The following is a 22,355-nucleotide window of genomic DNA, read 5'->3' as shown; positions in this document are numbered from 1 at the left end:
TTTTTCTAAAACAAAATATATAATACTTTTGTAAAATGTCATGGCTCAAGAAAAGAATCTATAAAAAAGAGCGTGAAAAATGATTGAAGCGTTTAAACACTAAAAAAAATAAGAGAAAATATGATAATTAATTAATAATTACCATATTTATTGAATATCTGTTTTTTAAGCCGTTACGGTAACCTTGTTTGCGATGTTTGCTCCGTTATAACTTGAGGTTATAATGTATTCGCCGGCCATCAAGTTAATGTTTAACTTGGCGTTACCTGAAGCATCAGTGGTTCTCTGATAGAAGACACCGTTGATGTTGAAGGTTACGTTTTGACCTGCGTATGGAGCGCCGGTACCGTCAACCAATGTTGCAACGAAAGGATTTGGAGTGCCGTATTTCTTGGTTAAATCAGTTGCGTTTAACACAGGCAATACGGTAATGTTGTTTGATACTCTGCAGTCGTTGTATTCGGCGGTGATAATGTAGTTGCCAGGTTCTAAGTTAATGTTTAACCTTGCTACGCCTGATGCGTTGGTTTTCCTTTCGTAGAATACACCGTTAATGTTGAATTTAACGGTTACGTTTTCACCGACAGGGTTTCCGTCATCGCCGATAATGGTTACGTAGTACTGTGAATCGTTTTTGTAGTATTTTACAAGATCGTTGTTGTTGACGATTGAAGGCAAGACAGTAATGTTATTTGCGTGCATTTCACCGTTTTCAGGGTTGATTGCAGTAATGACGTATTCTCCTTGTGGGAGGTTGATGTTGAGTCTTGCTTTACCTTCAGTTCCGTTAACGTAACGTTTGTACATTACACCGTTGATGTTGAAGGTCACTTCAGTGCCGTTTGCCAATGGGTTTCCTTGACCGTCAAGGAATGTGGCGTAGTACTGAGTTGCGTTCTTGAATACCTTAACGATGTCATCACCGTAAACTGTAGACAGGACAGTTATGTTGTTTTCAACTCTTGCATCGGATAAACCGTCAACGCCAATGAACAATGCGAATGCAGTGTAGTTTCCGCTGCCTAAGTTAATGGCTAAGGAAGCAGTACCGTTTGCATCGGTGGTTCTGTTGTATGATGCGCCGTTGATTGTTAATGTAACTGTCTTGTTAGCTATTGGGTTTCCGAACTGGTCGGATAAGATGATAACGTATCTGGTACCGTTCTTGTAATACATTACAACGTCTTCAGCGTTAATGACAACTCTGGTCATTTCAGGAGTGTTGTTTGCAACAACTGTGTTTTCAGGATCGCAGTCTACAGCTGCGTCACCGGTGTATTCTTTTGAGAATAATGAATTATCGGTAACGGAGCCTGTTCCTTTGGCGTCAACTGCAAATTCACCGTTGGTTTTAACGTCGTTGTTGGTTACGGTTGCGTTTCCGCTTACAATGTGGATACCGGTAGTTTCAATACCCATTGAGTCGTAACCTGCAGGAGTTCCTTCATCTGATGCGTTGTCAGTGATTGTGTTGTTGTTGATAGTAATATTAGCAACTTTTGAAGCGATTCCGGTTGTGAAGTTACCGTTTGAAGAGATTGTGTTGTTTTCAACCAATGCTTCGCTTGCGCTTAATGACATACCGAATGAAGTTACACCGTCGGTTTCAATGTAGTTGTTTGTAATGTTTGCTTTTACGTCACCGGCCCAGTTAGCGGTGTAGATACCGTAAACGGATTCGCCTTTAACATTAATTTCATTGTCGTTAATTAAACCGTTAGATTTGCCGTCAACTTCAATGCCGCATGCATAGGTTTCGTTTTCGCCTACAGTGAGTTCGTTTCCGTCGATGACGAATTCTTCACCTGAAAGAACAACAGCATATCCGTATGGGGATTCAAAGACACCGATTTCGTTGTCGATAACTGAAGCGTTGTCACCTTTAACGGATACTGCATAGATAGTATCGTAAGTGGCAATCTTGTCACTGGATTTGATGCCGATGATGTTGTTTTGAATAACAGCGTCGTCACAGCCATCAACGTCGACACCTACTGAATAGACTTCTCCGCTGGTCCAGTTAATGGAACGTGAAGGCAGGGTAGCGTAGATTTCGTTGAATGAAATAGCTACATCATCTGAATCAACAGCACGAATGACTGTATTCAAGTGAGTTCCGTTGGTATCTGCATCGAAATAGATTTCGTTGTTAAGAACTGATGCGTTTACAGAATCTACGATGCCGATTACGATGTTGTCCACATCAGCGACACCAGTTACGTAGAATTCACTGTTTGCGATTGCAACGTTGTCTGCTTCACATACTGCGATTACATTAATCAGGTTTTCTGCTTCGAATGTGAATCCATCTACAGTTACGTTGTCAGCTTCGATAAACATTGCAATGTCATTTAATGTTGCGTTATCGCTTAATAAAACAACTGGCCTGTCAATGATAATGCAGCCTACTAAATCGGAGAAGTTGCCGATGAACGTTAAGTTGTCAGCATCGATTTGTTCCCTGATTTTTCCTTCTTCATCGAAGTAGACGTAGAATGTATCGTTAGTTAACGTATTGTTCAGTTCCATTGCAGGAGTGTTGTTTGCAACAAGAACTCCAGAGCCTTGAGTGTAATCGACTGCAAAATCACCGGTCAATAATGGAGTGACCAGTTCGTTGTCGGTTACGGCACCTGTTGAGTCCATATCAACTGCATATTTGCTGTTGGATGTAATGGTGTTATCTTTTACCAGTGCGTCACCAGTTACGATGTGTACACCAGTTGTTTCAGGACCCATTGAGTCGTAACCTGCAGGAGTGCCTTCATTTGTTCCTAAAGCCGCAATATTGTTGTTTGTAATGAAAATCATGTCGAATTTTGAAGCGATACCTGTTGTGAAGTTACCGTACATCAAAATACCGTTATTTTCAACGTTTGCTTCGCTACCGCTTAGAGACATTGCGAATGCTGTAATACCTTTTGCTACAATTGTGTTGTTTGTAATGTTTGCTTTTACGTCACCGGCCCAGTTAGCGGTGTAAATACCGTAAACGGAGTCGCCTTTAACATTAATATTATTGTTTTCAATAGTACCTTTTGAGTTACTTTCAATGTCAATACCACATGCGTATGATTCATTTTCACCCGCTTCGAGAGTATTACCATCGATAACGAAGTCTTGACCGGTAACTACAAGAGCGTATCCATATGGAGCGTCTGAAACACTAATTTCGTTGTCGATTACTGATGCGTTGGCACCGGTAATTGAAACTGCATAAATGGTGTCGTAAGTACTCATCTTATCGTTTGATTTGACAATGACTGTATTATCTGAGAATACTGCATTGTCACCGCTTATAGCTACACCTTCGGAATAAACTGTTCCTGTACCCCAGTCAATAGAACGGGAAGGAATAGTAGCATCTATAGTATTCTTTGAAACAACTAAACCGTTAGCATCACTAGCAGAGATAGCTGCGTTTTCATAAGTGCCGTTTGTTGAAGCGACGAAAGTGATTTCGTTATTGAAGATGCATGCATCATTTGATCCGATAACAGCTATAACAGCATTATCAGCATTTTCCACACCAGACATGTTGAACTTGCTGTTTAAAACTACAACATCATCTGATTCAATAATAGCGAGTGCATTAGTTAGATTATCACTTACAAAGTTGAATCCGTTAACAGTAACGTTATCACCAGCAATAGCCATGGCAATGTTATTTAAAGTTGCATTATTACCGACTAATGAGATTGCTTTTTCAATGATTATTGTATCAACCAGATCAGAGAATTCACCAGCAAATATTAATTCTTCAGCAGCAATTTCATCTTTTAAAGTTCCGTTTTCAGTAAAGAAGTCATAGAATGTTTCATTGGTTACGACGTAAACGACATATAATGTTGATGAGTTGGTTGCAGGGTTGAAAATCTTGTCTCCGCCGATTGAATAATCAAGATCATAGGTTCCTTGAGCCAATGCATCAATGCTGAATGTAGCGATACCGTCAATGATGTCTGCTTCATAGATTCCGTTGACTAATCTTAAGGTGAGTTTTCCGACGTTTGCTTTTTTATCTCCGTCTAAAACGGTTACGTTGAATTGGGTTTCATTGAAGTATAAAATAACGTCTTCAGCCAATATGGTTGCGTTTCCGAGGAACAGTTTGTCTTCAACAGTTAAGTTGACGGTCTGGTTGTCCACGGTAGCTTCAACATAGTATCCTTCGTTTTCGGTTCCTTCAAATGGAATGATGACTGCTGAGTCAATGGTTCCATTTTCCTGAGCCAAAGTACCGTTTGTTGCTGAGATTGTGAATTCGCTAGGATATAATGTTCCTTCGTAATCTGTTGCGTTTTCACCGTCGAATGATTTGAATGCTAAAGTTACATCCTGAATCAAACCAGTATTGTTTGTAGCGTCTAAAGTTAAAATCAGATAGCTTTCAGGAGCAACAATTTCGGAACTGATTTCTCTGAGTTTCATGACTGAATTACTGATGTAATTGGTGGTTCCGACAGTAACGTTTGCATATGTTGCGTTGTTTGTTCCCCACCAGTTGTCTGAAATGTACATGTCAAGGTTTTTGCCGCTTGCAATACCTACTTTAGCAAGGTTGTCTCCGATAATAACTGAATCGGTTATGGAAACTGAGAAGTTACCATTATTCATGGCTGCAATCAGATATTCGACGTTGTCAAATAAACATCCTTCAAAGAACCTGTATGAGTGATAGGATGCACCATCGATTCTTGAATAGAATAGGCTTACGGCCTGAACGTTGCTGAAGGTTGTGTTGTATGCGTGAACGTCACCGGTAACTAAGGTGTAACCTCCGCCGGCTAAGTTCCAGGAGTTGATTCCGCTGAATACGTAAGGAGCAAATACTGCACCTTCATTAACGAAAGTTGAATCGTAAATGTATACGCTTTCACAGGAACCTATAGCCAAACAGGTTAATGATCTTGCCTTATCGTAAACGTGACCGTCATTGATTTCATCAATGGTTCTGTTTGTTACTTTAAATATTGTATTTTCGATAGTCATGTTACCTTTTTGACCCCCATATGCACCGATAGCTACTAAATCCATATTCATTGAATAAGCGTTGATGTTATCGATTACAAGTGAGTTGTACATGTACAGTTCGCCCTGAGTTGATATGGTTGACAATCTTCCTGCGTGGTTTCCTTCGAAAGTAGTGTTATCAATGGTTAAAACACCGTCGTTGTAAATTGCACCGCCGCTGTATGCGTTAGCCCTTTTGGCAATGTCAAAGTATCCGTTATCGAAGAAATAGGAATTGCCGATGAATAAAATACCTGCTGTGTTGATTGCACCACCGTAATTACCCTGTCCTTCAAGGAATGCAACGTTGTTGATTTCAGCATTAGCGCCTTCTTCAACGTAAATTGCGGATTGGGTGTCACGGGCTGCTCTCTTTAAGGTCATGTCAGCCAATGTGAATAGTTTGGTACCTGCCTGGACGGTCAGGAAGTAATCTGCTTCACTGTCTGTGATGACAGTCTTGTCTCTTCCTTCACCGACAATGGTTAAGTAAATTGTTGTAGGGACGTTAAGTTTGGTGTTGAGCTCTCCGGAGTAGTTTCCTTCAAGTACGTGGACGGTTACGTTTGTGGATAGCTTGTAACCTGCACTTAATGCTTTGGAAATGGTCTTGAATGGAGAGTCCTTGCTACCGTTGTTGTTGTCGTCACCTTTTAAGTCTGATACGTAGAGTTCAACGCTGTCCAGTGCGCTTGAAATGTTTGTGGATACGGTACCTGCTACGTAAGTGTCGTTTTCGGATGCGTATTCATAAACTGCTGTGAAATTGTAGACAGTGTTGTTTTCAAATCCGATGTATTCGAATGTTGCGTTCTGATTGATTAAGTCTGCTTTTCCGACAAGATTGCCGTCAAGGTAGAATTGTACCTGACCTCCGCCGATGATAGCACCGGACGGATGGGTTACGCTTACGACTAAGGTTCCTGACAATTCAGTTACGTTCAAGTCGTTTGCAGTGATTGTTAAATCGCCCAATTCTGTAAATACGTTATTACCTTCACCTGGAGCGATGAATATGTCATTACCCATTTTAGCAGTGTTGTCTTCAAAGACAGTATCTTCAATGCTCATGTTGCAAACTTCTGCAGTCTTTCCATGGTTCAAGAGATATATTGCACCACCGTTTCCTGAAGCGGTGTTGTTGATGAATCTGCCGTTTTTGATTTTAGCTCCGGTGGTTGATAAGCCTGCACCGTTTCCGGAAGCATAGTTGTTTACGACAGTAATGTTATCTACAAGAATTTCCGGATCAACGCCAGTACTTCTGAATTGGATGACATAACTGGTTACGTTGTTGTTAACGAACTTGTCATCAATTGAGGTAATCTTGTTTGCACTTGCATAAGCAATGTAATTGGCACTGGTTCCGGTTACAGTATTTGAATCGAATGTATTGTTGATACTTACAAGGTTTCCCTGGACATAGTAAGCAGCACCGCCGGAAAAACCTGCGACAGTGTTGTTAAAGAAAGTGTTGTTTTCCAAGCGTATTACGTGATCATTGTTTGTAGCAAGCCATAACAAGCCTGTGCTTGTACCTGCATCACAGTTAATGAAATAGGAATTGTAAATTTCAGCATTATATAAATTGACTTGACCTTTAACGTTGAAGAAAGTTGAACCTTCGATTACTACGCCGTCATTTCCGCTTTGAGCACGAATTCCGGATGAATTGACAACGACACAGTCCTTCATGGTATATGTGTATGCGTTAACTGAATTTGAGTCACAGTTGACGAATGTCAAGTTAACGAATTTAGCTTCAATATATTGTCCGAATTGGAAAATTTGAGCTCCGCTCCATCCTGATTTAGCATGTTCAGCGTCGATTATTACATTTGCGTATGATTCACCGGCGATTGTGATTTTACCAACGTTTGAGTAGGATAAAGCGTAGTTGCCTGTACCGTTGTATATGCCGTCCATCACATGAACAGTCAAATCAACAGTAGCTGCAGTTCCAACGTCCAAAGCATGTTTTAAAGTTAAGAAAGGATTGTTTTTGCTACCGTCACCGGAAGTGTCGTTACCGGTTGTGGATACCCAGTATTCAACTGGGGAATGGTCGAAATTGACAGTAGCAGTAGCGTCCGTAACACTTACTTCAAAAGGATTTGTAGAGCTTGTGGAATAGGACTGAGTACCTGAAATGGTGTATTTGCCGTTTTCAAGTAATTTGCTAACGGTCAATTTTGCAACACCATCATTTCCGGATTTGGCCTGACCTACCTGTTTGCCGTCAATAGTAAAGATAACATTTGCGTTTTTAACAAGGTTTCCGTCAACGTCAGTGACTGTTGCGGTTAAGTCAAACTTGGTGCCGGTTACGTTAACGTCATCAAATACAACTTTTGCATTAATGTCAGTGTTTGCATATACGGCTGCAGTGCTTGAGCTGCAGTTAATGAAAGTGTTGTTTTTGAGATATGCGTTTTGAGCAAATAATAATGCACCGTTTGAGCCTGTGTATGTACAGTTCATGAATACGTTGTCTGTTATGTTTGCAGTGTTTTCTCCATTGTTATATGTAACGTGTAAAATCGCATAATATGAATTTTTCATGTTCTTAAAGGTATTTCCTTTGATTATGGATTTACCTGTTTGAATTGAAACTCCAGGAGCGTAGGCGTAGGAACTGGTTGATACAGCTCCGTCAAACACATTATTAATAAGAGTTATTAAAGCGTTTTGGGAGAAGTACAAGTCAGCGTACTGGCTTGCCTTGTTGTCTAAGAACTTGGAATTAATAATGGTTAAGTTATTTGCCTTATCCTGATAGACAGCTGCAAGGTTTGTTGCCTCGTTTGATTCGAAAATACATGAATCAATAGTCAGGTCACCAGAAGATCTTATTGCAGAACCCATATCCCTTTTACCGTTCATAAAAGCGATGTTTTTAAGGGTTACAATAGAGTCCGCACTTATTGAGTTAATAATGGAAGCTTCATCACCCCCATCAAGAATAGTTCCACCATTTTCATCACCAATTATGGTTAAGGTCCCGTTATAGTTTAAATGGGCTAAATTAATAACTAAATTGGTGTTGTTCTCGCCCGCATATTCGCCTGCCTTTAAATAAATTGCCGTATTTTGAGAAGCGTTGACTTCTGATATGGCCTTATTTAATGTGGCGAAGGGACTTGATGAACTACCGGTATTTGAATCGCTACCAGCAGTATCAACATATATACTTTTATCATAAGAATCTGCAGAAATAACATCTGCAGTGTCATCTGCCGCAAGAACTGAAGATTCGTCATCCACAGCACTTACAGCACCTATTGATAATATGGCCAGCAGTATTATGCTAACCATTAGTATTTTATTGATTTTCAAATTTTCACCAAAAATATTTTATATAATTATCAAAAACATGAAGAAAAAATAAATCAATTGTAATTGATAAAAAGTAATGTCTATCTAATAGACATAATATAATATTATATAGTGAAAGTATATAAAATTATCCGAAATACATTACAGAAATTCAAAAATCATTGATAGACCACAACATAATTAGAGATTGTCAAGGTATCATAAGTGGAGGATATTATGTATTTGCCCGGCATCAGATTAATGTTCAGCCTTGCGATGCCGTTTTCATCACTTGTTCTGGTGTAGAATACACCGTTGATGTTGAAAGTGACTTCCTGGTTAGGATATGGATTTCCCTTTCCGTTGAGGACATTGACTTCGAATTTGGAGCCGTCCAGGTATTTCATGTGAAGATCCTTTGCGATTAAGGTTGAAAGGACAGTAATTTTGTTTGAAACCGAAAGGCCGGATTCGTCCGTTGTCGTTATCGTGTATTCACCAGGATTTAAATTGATGTTTAAGCGTGCAATTCCCCATTCATCGGTGGTTCTTGTGTAGAAAACGCCGTTGATGTTCATGGTGACATTTGAGTTAACTAACGGATTTCCTTCACAGTCAAGGATTTTAACGCAGAACTGTGAAGCGTTCCTATAGTACTTTACCAAATCCTCTGAGATTATTGTTGAGAGAACGGTGACATTAAATGACCTCATCAAGCCGTCGTTGGGATTTGTCACGGATAGAATGTATTCGCCAGGGTTTAGATTTATGTTTAACCTTGCAACGCCCTCACCGTTGGTAAGTCTCGTGTAGAAAACGCCATTGATGTTCATGGTGACGTTTGTGTTAATTAACGGATTACCTTCACCGTCAAGGACTTTAACGTAGAACTGTGAAGCGTTCTTATAGTACTTGACAAGGTTTTCAGCCATTATCGTTGATAAAACTGTAATATTTGCTAAAGCGAATGCGTCCTCATCAGGATTTGAACCCCAATAGGCGCAGTATAAATCGTAAACACCAGGATTCAGGTTGATATTAAATCTGATCCATCCTGAAGCGTTGGTCTGGCGAGTATAGTTCATTCCGTTAATGGCCAAGGTAATATTTTCATTTGCCATTGGAGAACCTGATTCGTCCAATAGCTGTGCGTAGAACTGGGTTCCATTCTTATAGTACTTGATTACGTCAGATGCAATCAATTGCGTCCTGTTTGCTGAAACGATTAATGCATATTCAAATGAGGAAGCTTCGTATAATCCGTCTCCGGCAAAATAGGCCTTGATGTTATAGATTCCGTTTTTTGTGATTTCAATTAATATCTGGCCGTGATTGTCAGTTATTACTGAATAATCGTTGTTGTTAATTTTAATTGAGAGCCTTGCATTGGCCAATGACTTGTTATTTGCATCAATTAACATCAATACATAGCCTTCAGATGTAAGATTTCCGATTATCTCAGTGCTTATTAATTTGGCTGAAGGAAGCACGATAATATTATAGGCGTTCTTAAGGCCATCGTAAGGATTTTGAACGGTAATCGTGTAGTTTCCCGGATTTGAATCAATATCCAGATGAACAAAACCTTCAGAGTCAGTTGAACGAACGTAGAATTTTCCGTCAAAAAGCATTGTAACGTTGGTATCTACTATTGCAGCTCCGCTACCGTCAATGACCCTTGCATCAAAACCCGTTGCGTTTTTGAACTCTTTAATCAAATCACTTGCAATAATCGTTGACAATACGGTTATTTTAGCCTTTGCGGAGGTGTTTTCATATGAACAGGTAACGTCATATTCTCCTGGAAGATAATCGATGACTAACGTAGCCCATCCGTTTTCATCGGTTATGTTGGTTAAATTAGTTCCGTTAACGCTGAAGAGAATGTCTTTTCCCATTAACACCATTCCAACAGAATCCAGAAGCTGAACGTAGAACTGGGTTCCGTTTCTGTAATACTTGACTAAATCATCTGCAAAAAGATAGCTTGAATTGCCTGATAGTACTATATGGTCGCTGAAAGATGATTTAAGATGGGTTTCATCTCCATTAAAGTTAACGGAAATGTCATAATGTCCTGCTTCAAATCCCAAATCAAAGGAGGCTTCACCGTTGTCATCGGTCAATAAATAGAATGTATTGTTATTAACGCTTACTTTAAGTTCACGGTTTTGAAGCTTTTCTGCATGTTCATCGATTAGAATGATATTGTATGAGTTTTTATAGCCCAGTTTACCTGAAAGAATCGTTTTAGTCAGATTATCGCCCACATATACATTGAGATAATTGAGCGTGCTGCTTTCAAGATATCTGCTTGAACCTGAGAAAACAGCGGATAAAAGGTAATTTCCATAAGGCAAAGCAAAATTGAATTGGGCGATACCGTTAAAATCAGTATCGTTTGAATAATTGGCCATGAAATTGCCGTCAGTGTCAAAAATGTTTAAATTAACATTAAAGCCGCTGATTGGGTTTGCCAGCTCATCGGATAAAGTGAGAGAATAGTTTAGCGGCTCATTTTCTTTGGCATTAATGTCGCTTCCTTTCAGATAGGTTGAAGTCTTATCGGAATCGGTAACGAGTATCCTTGCGCTTCCGGATGAGGATAAATAGTTTTCATTGGCAAAGGAGAATTCGGCACCATATTCTCCCAAATCCAAATCGATTAACAGTCGCGCAATGCCCTCATCGTTGGTTGTGAGAGTGTATTTCTTTCCTGCCAATTCAACGTTTACCTGCATGTTTCTGATAGGATTGTTGTTGACATCCCTTAATGATATTTCCAAGGCCTTGTCTTCGCCTTTCTTGAGGATAACGTCTGAAGCCCTGATTGTTGAAGGCATCTTGTAGACATAAATCATATTGGAGGACTCTCCGTAGATGTTGTAATAGCTGTTTGAATATGAATAGCTGATGTTGTATATTCCAGGATTCAGCCTGATTTGCATTCTTGCCTGGCCGAATGCATCCGTCAGCAGCTTATATGACTGTGATATGGTATCTGAAGATATCGTGACGTCAATTGTCTTTCCGTATTGGCTGAAAGCGTTCGGATCCTTGAATGAAATGACGAAGTACTTGTCCTCGCCGAAATACTGTATCAGGTCGCTTGCGTTTAATTCGACGTCCTGAAAAACAGTCTGATTGTTTACGATAATCGTTGCGGCGCCTGTTGACGCTTCATACCAGATGCTTCCGCCATAATCAAAAGTGGCGAGGTATTTGCCTTCATTAAGGTCTATTCTGAATATGGCTTCACCAGTACCGGTCGTTTTAGCCTCATAAGTCCTGATTAATGAGCCCTTATACATGTTAAGGGTTATCGTTTCGTTTGAAAGGTAACGTCCATACATATCGGTTAATACAACTGCGTAAACTCCGTTCAATGGTATTTCAACGTGATAGAATCCTGAAACTCTTGTCAGTACCTTCTCGACATTAATGACGCCTCTGCCACTTGAAGGGCCGTAAATGTAATCTCCCCTGTATTCTGCAGTGACGTTATAGCTTCCCGGAAGGTAATTGATAGCCAGCTGGGCCACTCCGTTCTCGTTAGTGGTCAGTACGAATTCATCGGATAAATCACCCTGTGATATTACCACATAGACGTTTTCACCGCTTATTAAACTGCCGTACTGGTTTTTCAAAGTGATGTTGTAGAGGTTTCCGATACCGTATAATGTGACGTTCGGTACGTAAATCGTTGAATTGACAGAGTATATATGAATATATGCTGTTGAATTGGATCCGGAATACCATCCGTCGGATTCAAAGCTTGATTCGATGGTGTATCTTCCCTCATCCAGGGTTAAGTGGATTTCCGCACGGCCGTAACCGTCGGTTGTGGAGTTGAAGACTTTTGACTGGCCTTTTGAATTGATGATTTTAAATGAAATTGTCCTGTTTTCAAGGGCTTTTTTATTTCCGTCGGTTAAGAATGCATAGAATACGTTGTTTTTGCCGTAATAAGTGTGATTATATGATGTCAATATGGTATCGGCCATTAATACACTGACTTTTGCGGTGGCGTTTGACTTTTCAAAATATCCGTTTCCTTCATAGAATGCGTTAATGGTATAGTTTCCGACCGGATAATGGAAATTAATGTAGGCCAAACCATTTTCATCAGTTAAAAGTGAAATGATTTCCTTTTTGCCGTTTTCATCGATTATTTCAGCAGTTAATGTCTGGTTTGAAATCTTCTGGCCATTAATGTTGACTAAAGTGATATCGTACATGTTGTATTTGCCGTAGAATGAGGCGTCATCCATCAATATCCTTGTGGAATTGTTTTTTACAAATATGTCCAATAGCTGATTGTCGATTTTTGCATAGATTTTAAAGTTTCCCGGACCATCATATGACATAACTGCCGTTGCCTCGTTATCGTGAAGCCTTGTTGAGTTTGGAGTGATTGTGCCTTCCTCTGTTGAGAAATATGCCATCCTCTGATTGATTATATAATTTAGAGGAGTTAATTTGCCGCTTTCATCGGTTAATGTGTTTAAGCTGGCTTTAACCGTTTTATTTGTGCTTTCAAGAGTCATTATTATCCAGCTGTCCATTTTCAAAGTTCCCAAAAAGAGATAGACCTTGGATGAATCCGGCTTTTGGTTGTCGCCCCACCAGTTCCCGGAATAGTCGACGTCACCGGAATATGAGAAAATGTCATTTCCCTCATATCTGGCCGTGTTGTTAATGAATACTGAGTAATGAACGCTTTTAGGATTGTACAAAGCACCGCCGTAGGCTGCGCTGTTTGAAACGAATGTTGAATTAATGACCGTTGGAGCGTTGACAATTCCGTTTCCCGAATAGGCGGAACCTGACTGGACAAGATTGGAATTCCTTTCAAAAATTGAACTGTTAACCGTAAGGGCATTTATAAGCATCTGGGAATTGTCCGTGAATACTGATGAGTCGATAACGTTTAAATCCATTTTAAGGCCTTTGTTTTTAATGAATGTGCAGCTGTCAACGAATCCGGAAAAGCTTCCGTAGGATTCATACATCTTGAATGCGACATAAGGGTAAACAAGATCCTTGAATTCGTTGCCTTCAAAAGTGGAATTTTTAAACAGAGCATAGCTGTTGTAGGAATACTCCTCCATGCTGAGCTGGAGAAGGCCTGATGAATACTGGATAATCGGATGCATGTTAATGATGCCCATGGTGTTTTTTCTAAATTCTGAGTTGTACACTTCAATATATCGTGATGCGGTAAAGAGATAATTGTAATCGTGATAAATGGAGTTCCAGTAATGAGCGATTATGTTTTCGAAAAGTGAATTGTTAATTAACACTGATGCGTAACCGTCGCAGACTGAACCCCTGCTATTTTTAAAGCTTGAGTTGTCGATTCTGATTAATGAATTGGATTCGCAGTCAATGACTGACGTTGAGTCAATGTCATAAAATCGGGAGTTTTCAATAGTTAAATTGCCTCCGTTAACTATGAATAGTGAATTGTCATAGGAATCTGATAAGACTGTGAAATTAACGTTTCTGATTAGGAGATTTCCGGTTTTACTAATGGAAAAGATGTTTCTGTTGTCATCCCTTTTTAAAACGACATCACCCAAGCCTATGATTGTAAGATTCTTTGTAATGCTCAGTTCGGAGTTGTAAGCGTATGTGTAGATGCCGTCAAGAAGGTATATCGTATTGCCGTTCAACGCTTTTGAAATTGCAAAGTCAAGAGTCTTGTACGGGTTTTCATAACTTCCGTCCCCATAGGCGTTGTTTCCAAGACTATCTGAAACGTATAATGCGTAATCTGTTGAACCGTTTCCGATTATGAGTCTGGATTTCTGTGAATCGACGTTTGCATAAACAAGCGAATCTTCGGTGTTGTTAATTAATCTAGTCCTGAACTCACCGTCAACGTAGCCTTCACTCGGGAAGAAGTATCCACTTTCCGATTCCATATGAACGTATCTTTTAGGAAGCAGTTCCGAATTCGGCAGGTCGTAAATGCGCCCGTTTGAAGAGATTTTATTCATTGAAACCGTGAATGTTGCATTCGTAGCGACTTCAATCGGTTCCTGGGAAGCTTCAAATAGCATTACAACCCAATTTTCAGCATCAGGCTTGACATGTTCAGTGTTCGGTCCCCTGTTGTCTCCCCACCAGTTGTAAGGAGCATAGATTTTGCTTCCCATTCCGGTTCCGGTGATTCCTCCAAGAATCACTGAGTAGGTAATGTTTAGAATAGTATTTGGAGCATTAATGCCGTTGGTAAAAACTGAAGATATTACCGTGACGTTTGAATTGAAAGCTGAAAATGAATAGGTATATGAATATCGAGGAATCGCTGTCGTTACATTGTTAATGTAAGCCACAGAATTTTTTAAAACGAAATTGCTTGAAACATAAATGTTTTCAAAAACTGATGTTGTGTTTTCAAATTCACAAGTTTGAATACGAGAATCATAAATTTCAACGGACAACGTATATGTATCGTCACCATAATCATAATTGGAATTGATTGAATTAATATTTGAAGAGTTAACTATAAGGATTCCACCATTGTAAACGGAAACATCTATTTTACTGTCAGCTTCCTTTGATATAATTGAATCAAAAATGGAACACTTTCCCATATTGACAATTGCCTGACCCAGGGTTGATGCCTTGCATGAGGAAAATTTGGAGTCTGAAACATATAATTCTCCATTATTGAAAATGACTCCCATAAATGCATTCATTTTAGAAAAATCAACATTGTCAATTGTCAGATGACCATAATTTTCAAGAATTCCTGCCTGATTTGAATTCAAATTGGAAAAACCGTTAATGAATTTCAAATCCTTTAAAACCAATGAGGAGGATGACTTGACGTTGAAAAACTGGTATTTGCCCTCGCCGTCAATTACCGTATTGTTTGAATATGAGCAGATTGTCAGGTTCTTGTTAATCGTCAGCCCGGTGTTGTAAACACCCCCGTAAGTGCCGTCACAGATAATGATTGTTGAATTGTCGCTTGCGCTTTCAACAGCATCTTTGATGCTTGAAAAGACTATGGTGGCGTTATCCGGCAGAGGATTGTCGTTATTAGATACGTAAATGTCTGTGTTTTCGGATGTGAGATTAACTTCAGCGCTTACAGCCGAAATTGACATGAATATCAGCATGATTAATATGATTAATGATAATCTTTTAATGTTAAAAACCCCCAGTTAATAGTCCTCATCGTTTTCCTTTCGTTTATAGCCGATAATGAATAAAATGAAAATCAGAATCAAAACCCCAAAGACAATAAATATGTCCACATTGTTATCCAGTTCCTTAACGGTCTTTTCATTGAGTTCATATGATTTGGATGATGAAGAAGCCTGTGAAGCTGAACTTCCCCCAGAACTTGACGTTTCTCCTGCAGGAGATGAGTCGCTTGATGCTGAGGATGATGATTCACCCATATCAGTATTGTTCACGTTAACCATTTCGTCATTTCCTTTGAATGTATCCGGAATTGAGGAATCTCCTGATTCACTTGTTGGTTCAGAAGAAGATTGTTTACTGGATTCGGAACTTGAAGTAGACCTGTTTGAGGAAGAGGAGAATACGTCTGATGAATCAACGTTTGATATTGTATTTGAACCGTTCCTGTTTGATGATGACTGTGATTCGCCGTCACCCCATTTTCCGCCGTCGCCATTGCCCATATTGCTTCCGGAACCTGGCCTGTTTCCTTTGGATGAAACATCTCCGCTTCCCCCGTTTCCATTTCCTTTATTACCTATTTCCGTATTCGTACCCGTACCCGGCTTTGTGGAGCCCGGATTTACAACAATTCTTCCAGGATTATCGTCTGAATCACCTGAATCGATTGGAGGTGAAGGATTATCGTCATCTGATTTTTCGTCAACTACAACCCAGTTGATTATTGTATTTGATTTTCTTCCGGTGATAACGTTCGGGAAGTTGTATACAGAGTTGTCTGCAGCCATTACCTTGCCGAATTCGTTAGTTCCCCAATAATTGTACCTCATGTCGGCTGAAACCTTGTCCGGACCCGCTCCGATATATGAAGCGGACATGGTAGTTCCCTCAGGAGCGAAATTGTCATAAATGTTTGAGTAATGAACCGTTACGTTGGACTGGCCTACCCTGAAGGCTCCTCCTGAGTTCAAGGCCATGTTATTGGTTATTGTGGAATTATAAATGTTCAAATTGTCCTGAACGTGTCCGTAATATGAGTAGGACTGATAATTGATGGCACCGCCGTACATTGCGGAATTGTTGGAAATGATCGTTCTTGTGATAATGAAGTTGTTTGAGAGGTCCAGGGCTCCGCCGGTCAGTCCTGCCCTGTTATTAATGAATTTGCACAGGTCAATGACTCCATCACGTGACTGAACCTTTAATGCACCGCCGTCACCGCTGAAACCGTCATCAATGCCTGCCTGATTTGACAAAAAGTCGGTGCCGTATGCGTGGAAGCTTTCGAACGCTCCGTAAATTGCACCGCCGTTATAATCGCTGTTGTATGGATAATTGCCTGCAAGATTTTCATTGACGTGCACGGCGTTGGTTGCCCTGTTGTCTTCGAATAAACAGTCGTTTAACGTTATTGATACCGGCAGTTTGGTTTTGGAGCTTGATGAAACGAAATTGGTGGCAATTGCTCCTCCTTTCCATGCGTTGTTTTTACTGAATTCAGTATTTGAAATATCCAAATCGGTTGTGCGGGTAAATATTGCGCCTCCTGAGGCCAGCGGATTATCGCACAGTGAAGAGTAAGTATAACCGTATCCCGTATCAATTGACCATGATGACTGGGCTTTGCGAATCATACAATAATCCAAAGAGATTATTGCCTGATTATCCTCGAATAATGAATTGTCAATTTCCAAGGTATCCGGAGAATCCGTATAGATGGCACCGCCGTGAACCGCCTTGTTGAAGATAAATCTTGATGAATTGATTCTGGTTTTGCCGAAATCAGCTATTGCGCCTCCTATATGGGCGAAATTGTTATTGATTAACGTAGCGTTGATAAGTAAAGTACCATAGTTTAAGATGGCTCCTCCCATTCCCATTCTGGTGCAGTTGATTGTTGTTGATGATGTTTCATCGACGATATGGTCAAATACAGGATTTGAATTGTCATAATATGAAGATGAGTTTGAAATGACAGAATTGTTAATGAATAAGCTTCCGTTGTTTTTAAATAATGATCCGCCATCCACGTCAAAGCCGTTTTTGAAAGTAATTCCGTTAACTGTGAGAGTTCCGTTTGAAGCTATCGTAAATAGCTGCTTGTTATTGGCGTTAATTACGACGTTTCCCGGATTGACGGCTGAAATCGTGATGTTTTTGTCAATGATTAAATTGGATTCAATGAACGTTCCCTTAATCACGTTAATGACTGCGTGATTGAATGATTTGCTTAATGCGAAAGTTATCGTGGAGTACGGATTGGATTCGCTTCCGTCACCTGCAATGTCGCTTCCCTCATCGCTTACATAAATCAGATAAGGAGTGTTTCCTTCAATGACTTCATAAATGCTGTAGACAGCCTCGTTTGCACGCCTGTTGCCGTTGTCACTGATTAAGTAATTTAAATTAACAGTATTTGAGAGATCCTTATCTTCAATAAGCATTATGGCATAATCCCCGCCGTTAACTGATGTGGAGATTATGAAATTGGTTAAAATCACGTTGTTTGAAGAGTCCTTAAGCAGAATTCCCGTCTGGTTGGTGATATCTGATTTTCCATTAATGAGAATGTCATTTGATTTGAGGGCATTATAGTCTGAATTAACTAAATAAATACCAGCGCCTCTTAAAAATTCCGCACTGATACTGTTTGACTCAATAATGTTATCGTTTGAGTTGTAAAGGGATATTACCCTTAAATCATCGCCTTTGGCATTGACTGCATTGTTTAATATTTGAATTTCGCCAGAATCTAAAATAGAAATCATTTGAGAGCCGTTAAAGGAGAAATCATTTGAATTAATGACATCCCCATAAGTATTGCTTAAGTTAATTGCGGAGGCATTAATGAAGCTGTTGTTAACTATGTGATTGTCAAATCCTCCATTTATAAATATTATTGAATCGTTGAAGGTGTTATTGATAACGTTAACCTCTGAGACATTATTTAAATAAATCGTTGAATTGTAAAAGGACATGTTTGCAACGCTTAAAGCAGCATTAATGATTAAATTAACGGAAGGGATGAAGTTCCTGAAAGGCAATATTGAAATCGTCTTGTTAATGATTAATGTCTGATGATTGGTCAGATTGCCCAATAATAATGCGTTTCCTTCATAAATGACATCATTAATGACATGATTTTCATCAAAGTAAACGTCATAGTTATAGTCGCTTAATACATGGCCGTTATCTGTTATTTCAACGGTTGAGTCAATATCATCGACGATTATAGGATTTGAAGCGTTGGTATCGATGACGTTAGCAGTTACGCTTACGTTATTGTTTAATCCGCAAATGTAAACTGCAGCGTTTCCCGGCTGAATAACGTCCATGTTATCTTTTATGTTGGATAAATCCCCCGCATTAATTATGATTTCGTTTTTTGTAACGTTTATCATGTCTGACATGTATGTGGCGACTGCGTAAGCGCCGCTGCTTTGGCTGTAGAGGTAATTATCTTCAATTGTCATGTTGTCAAACATGTGAACTTCAATGAGGTATGCCATTTTCTTTGAGTGAATTATTATTTCGTTTCCTGAAACGTTCCAGTCATGAAGCCTTCCTATAATGTTGACGCCCGCTATTCCGTAGCCGTTTTCATCAGCTATTATATTTATATTGTTTCCGGTAATCTCAGCTTCAACGATTGCGTCTGAAAATATCGCTTCGGCCATCCCCTTTGAAATCATTATGATATTGTTGTTTGAAATCTTAAAGCCCTTTGAAAACTCCCTGTTATAGGTTAATGTGTATGGATTGAATGCTGAAGCGCTTATTGCATAAGCATAATCGATTTTTGAGTTAACGTAGATGTTATTTCCTGAAATGATGTTATTGTCGCCAACGCCAATGATAAAAATGGCAGCACTGTCCTTGGAGCCTTTAGAAAGCATTAATGTGATGTTATTGGACATTACATTAACGTTATCCGCATCATTTAAAATTACAGCATTTTTATTGTAATTCATGAAGTTCAAATCCCTTATTAATGATCCGCTTGAATCACTTAAAAACGTTACTGAGACGTTGAATAAAAGATTATCCATTTTGTTGCTTATTACGTTGATTTTTCTGTCGATGAAAATGTTTTTGTTTGAAAGGAAAGTCAATATGATTGAATTGGATCTGCCCTTAGCGAAAGTGTAGTTTAGATAGCCGTTTTCATCGAAATACTCATAGAAATTGCTGTCGTCAATAATTAATGCAGTAGCGTCGTATATGACTCCATTAATCATGTTGTCGTAGTTTGAATCTGACAGCTCATCGGTAATGTCCTTGTATATTCCTTCAGTGGCGTTCGTTTCGATAACATTGGCTGAAATGGTCGTGTTATACACCAGACCTTTAAGATAGATTCCGTAGCTGTCGCTTGTAATCTTATTTCCGGAAATGGTGTTGTTGTAATACCTGTCGAGATTTGCTGTCGTAATTGAGATTCCTCGGGCATTGGTTATCAATATATTATCTGCAATAACGGCATTATTTGACAGGAACTGAATCGCATCGTCATATGAGACTTTAACCTTGTTGTCATGAACATAAGGTTCATCTCCCGTGACGCTGATTCCCACACCGTAATCCGCCACGTTAATTATGTTGTCATGGGCTTCGGCATAATCCCCGACAACCAATGCCTGTGAAACGTCTTTAAATGTTATGTTGTTACCATAGGCCACGTCATTTGAACCCTTTTCGCCGAAAATCATTATTCCCGTTTTTTGTCTCAGTCCTGATACGCTGTTGTTAATGACTGAAATGTTTGAGCCTCGAGTCATTATTCCAACGGCGCTGTTATTTACGGTATTGTTATATACAAAGGCGTTATCCGCATACAGGTTAATGCCGTATGAACCCTTGTAAATCCTATTATGCGCAATGGTCGTATTTACGTTGTTTTCATAGATTGCCTGTATGACAATTGACATCGGCAGCGTTGAAAAGCCTATTAAATTGTTGTAGGTAATCGTGTTTCCAAGACACAATGAGGAGCCCAGACGGCCTGCAAAGGCGAATGGTGAAAAATAAATCAAATTTGTAACCGACATATCGGAATAGCTCAAGACTTCAATTGTATTTTTAGAAATAAGATTGTAATTGGAGTCTGCCATGATGATATCGCAGGTAACCCACGTTTTCATGTCATTTGCGATGATATTGTTATAATTGGAGTTGTGCATCGGCATTGCGTAAACGCCTCCGCTGTTGGCTATTCTTATAATGTTTCCTGTAATGTTATTGTAATTCGTATCAGATAGCCAGATACCGTGCAATAATGCGACTTCCTGAGAATTAATGCTTAGGATTCCTTTGGTGTTGTTGATTGTGAGATTAGCCACTGTAGAATAGTCACTGCCTTTAGCCAAATGAATGACACCATTTGATATCTCATCATTTGGAGATATCGGCATTATCGTAAGCTGGCGGTCAATGACAAAGGCATGATTGGAAACGTTACCTATCTTCAGCGTGTCTCCGCTTTTTATGTCTGCACCGGCTTTGATTTCCCCAGTATACTGGTTGAAATAGTCATTATAGTTGTCCTGAGTGATTTCAATGGTTCTGGAATCTCTGATGCTTAAGGAATCATCGAAAACTATTCCCGAATCATCAATTATCGGATTTGCCAAAACTGAAACATCAGTATCATCAACGGCTGAAACCGCGCTTAATGACAGGTAAACCATAAGCAGTGCAACGAGCAGATATCTTTTTTTAATCCTTTCACCCCTTCACAATCATTAGATGTTAATGTAATATATATGATATAAAGTGATATTTATAAATTTACAAATTGAATTAATTTGGGAAAGTTTAAATATCATGTATTTCTGATTAGAATTCTTACAAGTGATTATAATTCTTATAAGTGATTATAATTTTACCTTTTCATTAGAATATTTCAGAATGAATGTATTTTTTACAATAAAGCTTATATAGTACTTTATTTTTAAAAATATTTAAATATGATTAAAATAATAGTAAAATACAGGAATTTTTTGAGTGATTACTATGAAAAACAATAATACTAATAGTGACGAAGCAATAAATGTCTACGATAGACGAAACACTCAAGATTGGGTATTCCATTTTCTTTCCAATAACGTTGAAGAGTTTCCAAGATATATAACCGGTTACGATGATATTGGAAAAAGAGAACCGAATGATTTAATTGATGATTTGTTGAAAAGGTCAGAACTGGATTCACTATACTCCAGAGAAAATGGAATTATGATTAATCTGGAACATCAATCACAATACAACAATTTCAAAATACTGAGAAATACCCGATACCTTCTTGAATTAATTGAAAAAGGTTATAACGTTGAACAATGGGTAGTATACACAGGAAAGAACGATATTACAGGATACTACTCAAATCAGGATATCTTCGTGAAAACCCATATAATTCAATCAAGAAGAATCGAATCAACAAAAATATTAAATAATATTTACTTCAAAATAGGAAATAATACTCATTTAAATGCGTATGATGTTTTAGATGTCTGTTCATTTCCAGTGATAAATCACGGGAAAAGCAATGAAGAAGTAGTAGACATTATTTTAGACATTACTCGAAAATGCAAAACAAAACCATCATTATTAAATATTTTAACGACTTGCGTAGCTGTCTGGACAACATATTTATTAGATGATGGTGAAAAAATTAATGAAATTGTGAGGGAATTAAAAATGATGGGAAAAGTTGGTTTTAAAGAAATGTGGGAATATATAGAGCAAGAAAGATTTAGAAAAATCATCAAAAGCAAAGATGAAGAAATATCTGAAATGAGTCAAATTATTGAAGACTTGCTTCAATATGCTCCAGATGATGTTAAAAAAGATTATAGGAACTCTAAATGATT

Annotated in this window: 4 protein-coding genes; 1 reads left to right on the top strand and 3 read right to left on the bottom strand. The window is 38.8% G+C overall.

What is annotated here, in order from left to right:
• Positions 1-165: 165 nt before the first annotated feature.
• From F3G70_RS02380 to F3G70_RS02370, 3 genes are all read right to left on the bottom strand, one after another.
• Positions 166-8,349: a beta strand repeat-containing protein gene (locus tag F3G70_RS02380; protein ID WP_149731125.1), complete on the bottom strand. Its 8,184-nt coding sequence runs from the start codon at positions 8,347-8,349 to the stop codon at positions 166-168.
• Positions 8,350-8,507: 158 nt separating this feature from the next.
• Entirely contained in the window at positions 8,508-15,449 is a 6,942-nt protein-coding gene (locus F3G70_RS02375; protein WP_149731124.1) for an Ig-like domain-containing protein, read from the bottom strand.
• Positions 15,450-15,506: 57 nt separating this feature from the next.
• Positions 15,507-21,176 (bottom strand): right-handed parallel beta-helix repeat-containing protein, encoded by a 5,670-nt coding sequence (locus F3G70_RS02370; protein WP_149731123.1) that lies wholly within the window; start codon positions 21,174-21,176, stop codon positions 15,507-15,509.
• A 325-nt stretch (positions 21,177-21,501) separates the two neighbouring features.
• Between F3G70_RS02370 and F3G70_RS02365 the strand changes: the two genes are divergently transcribed.
• Positions 21,502-22,353: a hypothetical protein gene (locus F3G70_RS02365; RefSeq protein ID WP_149731122.1), complete on the top strand. Its 852-nt coding sequence runs from the start codon at positions 21,502-21,504 to the stop codon at positions 22,351-22,353.
• Positions 22,354-22,355: the final 2 nt, after the last annotated feature.

Source organism: Methanobrevibacter millerae (assembly GCF_900103415.1).
Lineage (GTDB): Archaea > Methanobacteriota > Methanobacteria > Methanobacteriales > Methanobacteriaceae > Methanocatella > Methanocatella millerae.
The sequence above is the reverse complement of the archived record's forward strand: the minus strand, read 5'-3'. Positions and strand labels throughout refer to the sequence as shown.

Excerpts from the sequence above, each read along its gene's own strand:
- F3G70_RS02370 (WP_149731123.1), bottom strand. The coding sequence starts at position 21,176 with ATGGTTTACCTGTCATTAAGCGCGGTTTCAGCCGTTGATGATACTGAT.
- F3G70_RS02365 (WP_149731122.1), top strand. The coding sequence starts at position 21,502 with ATGAAAAACAATAATACTAATAGTGACGAAGCAATAAATGTCTACGAT.
- F3G70_RS02375 (WP_149731124.1), bottom strand. The coding sequence starts at position 15,449 with ATGTCAATTTCGGCTGTAAGCGCTGAAGTTAATCTCACATCCGAAAAC.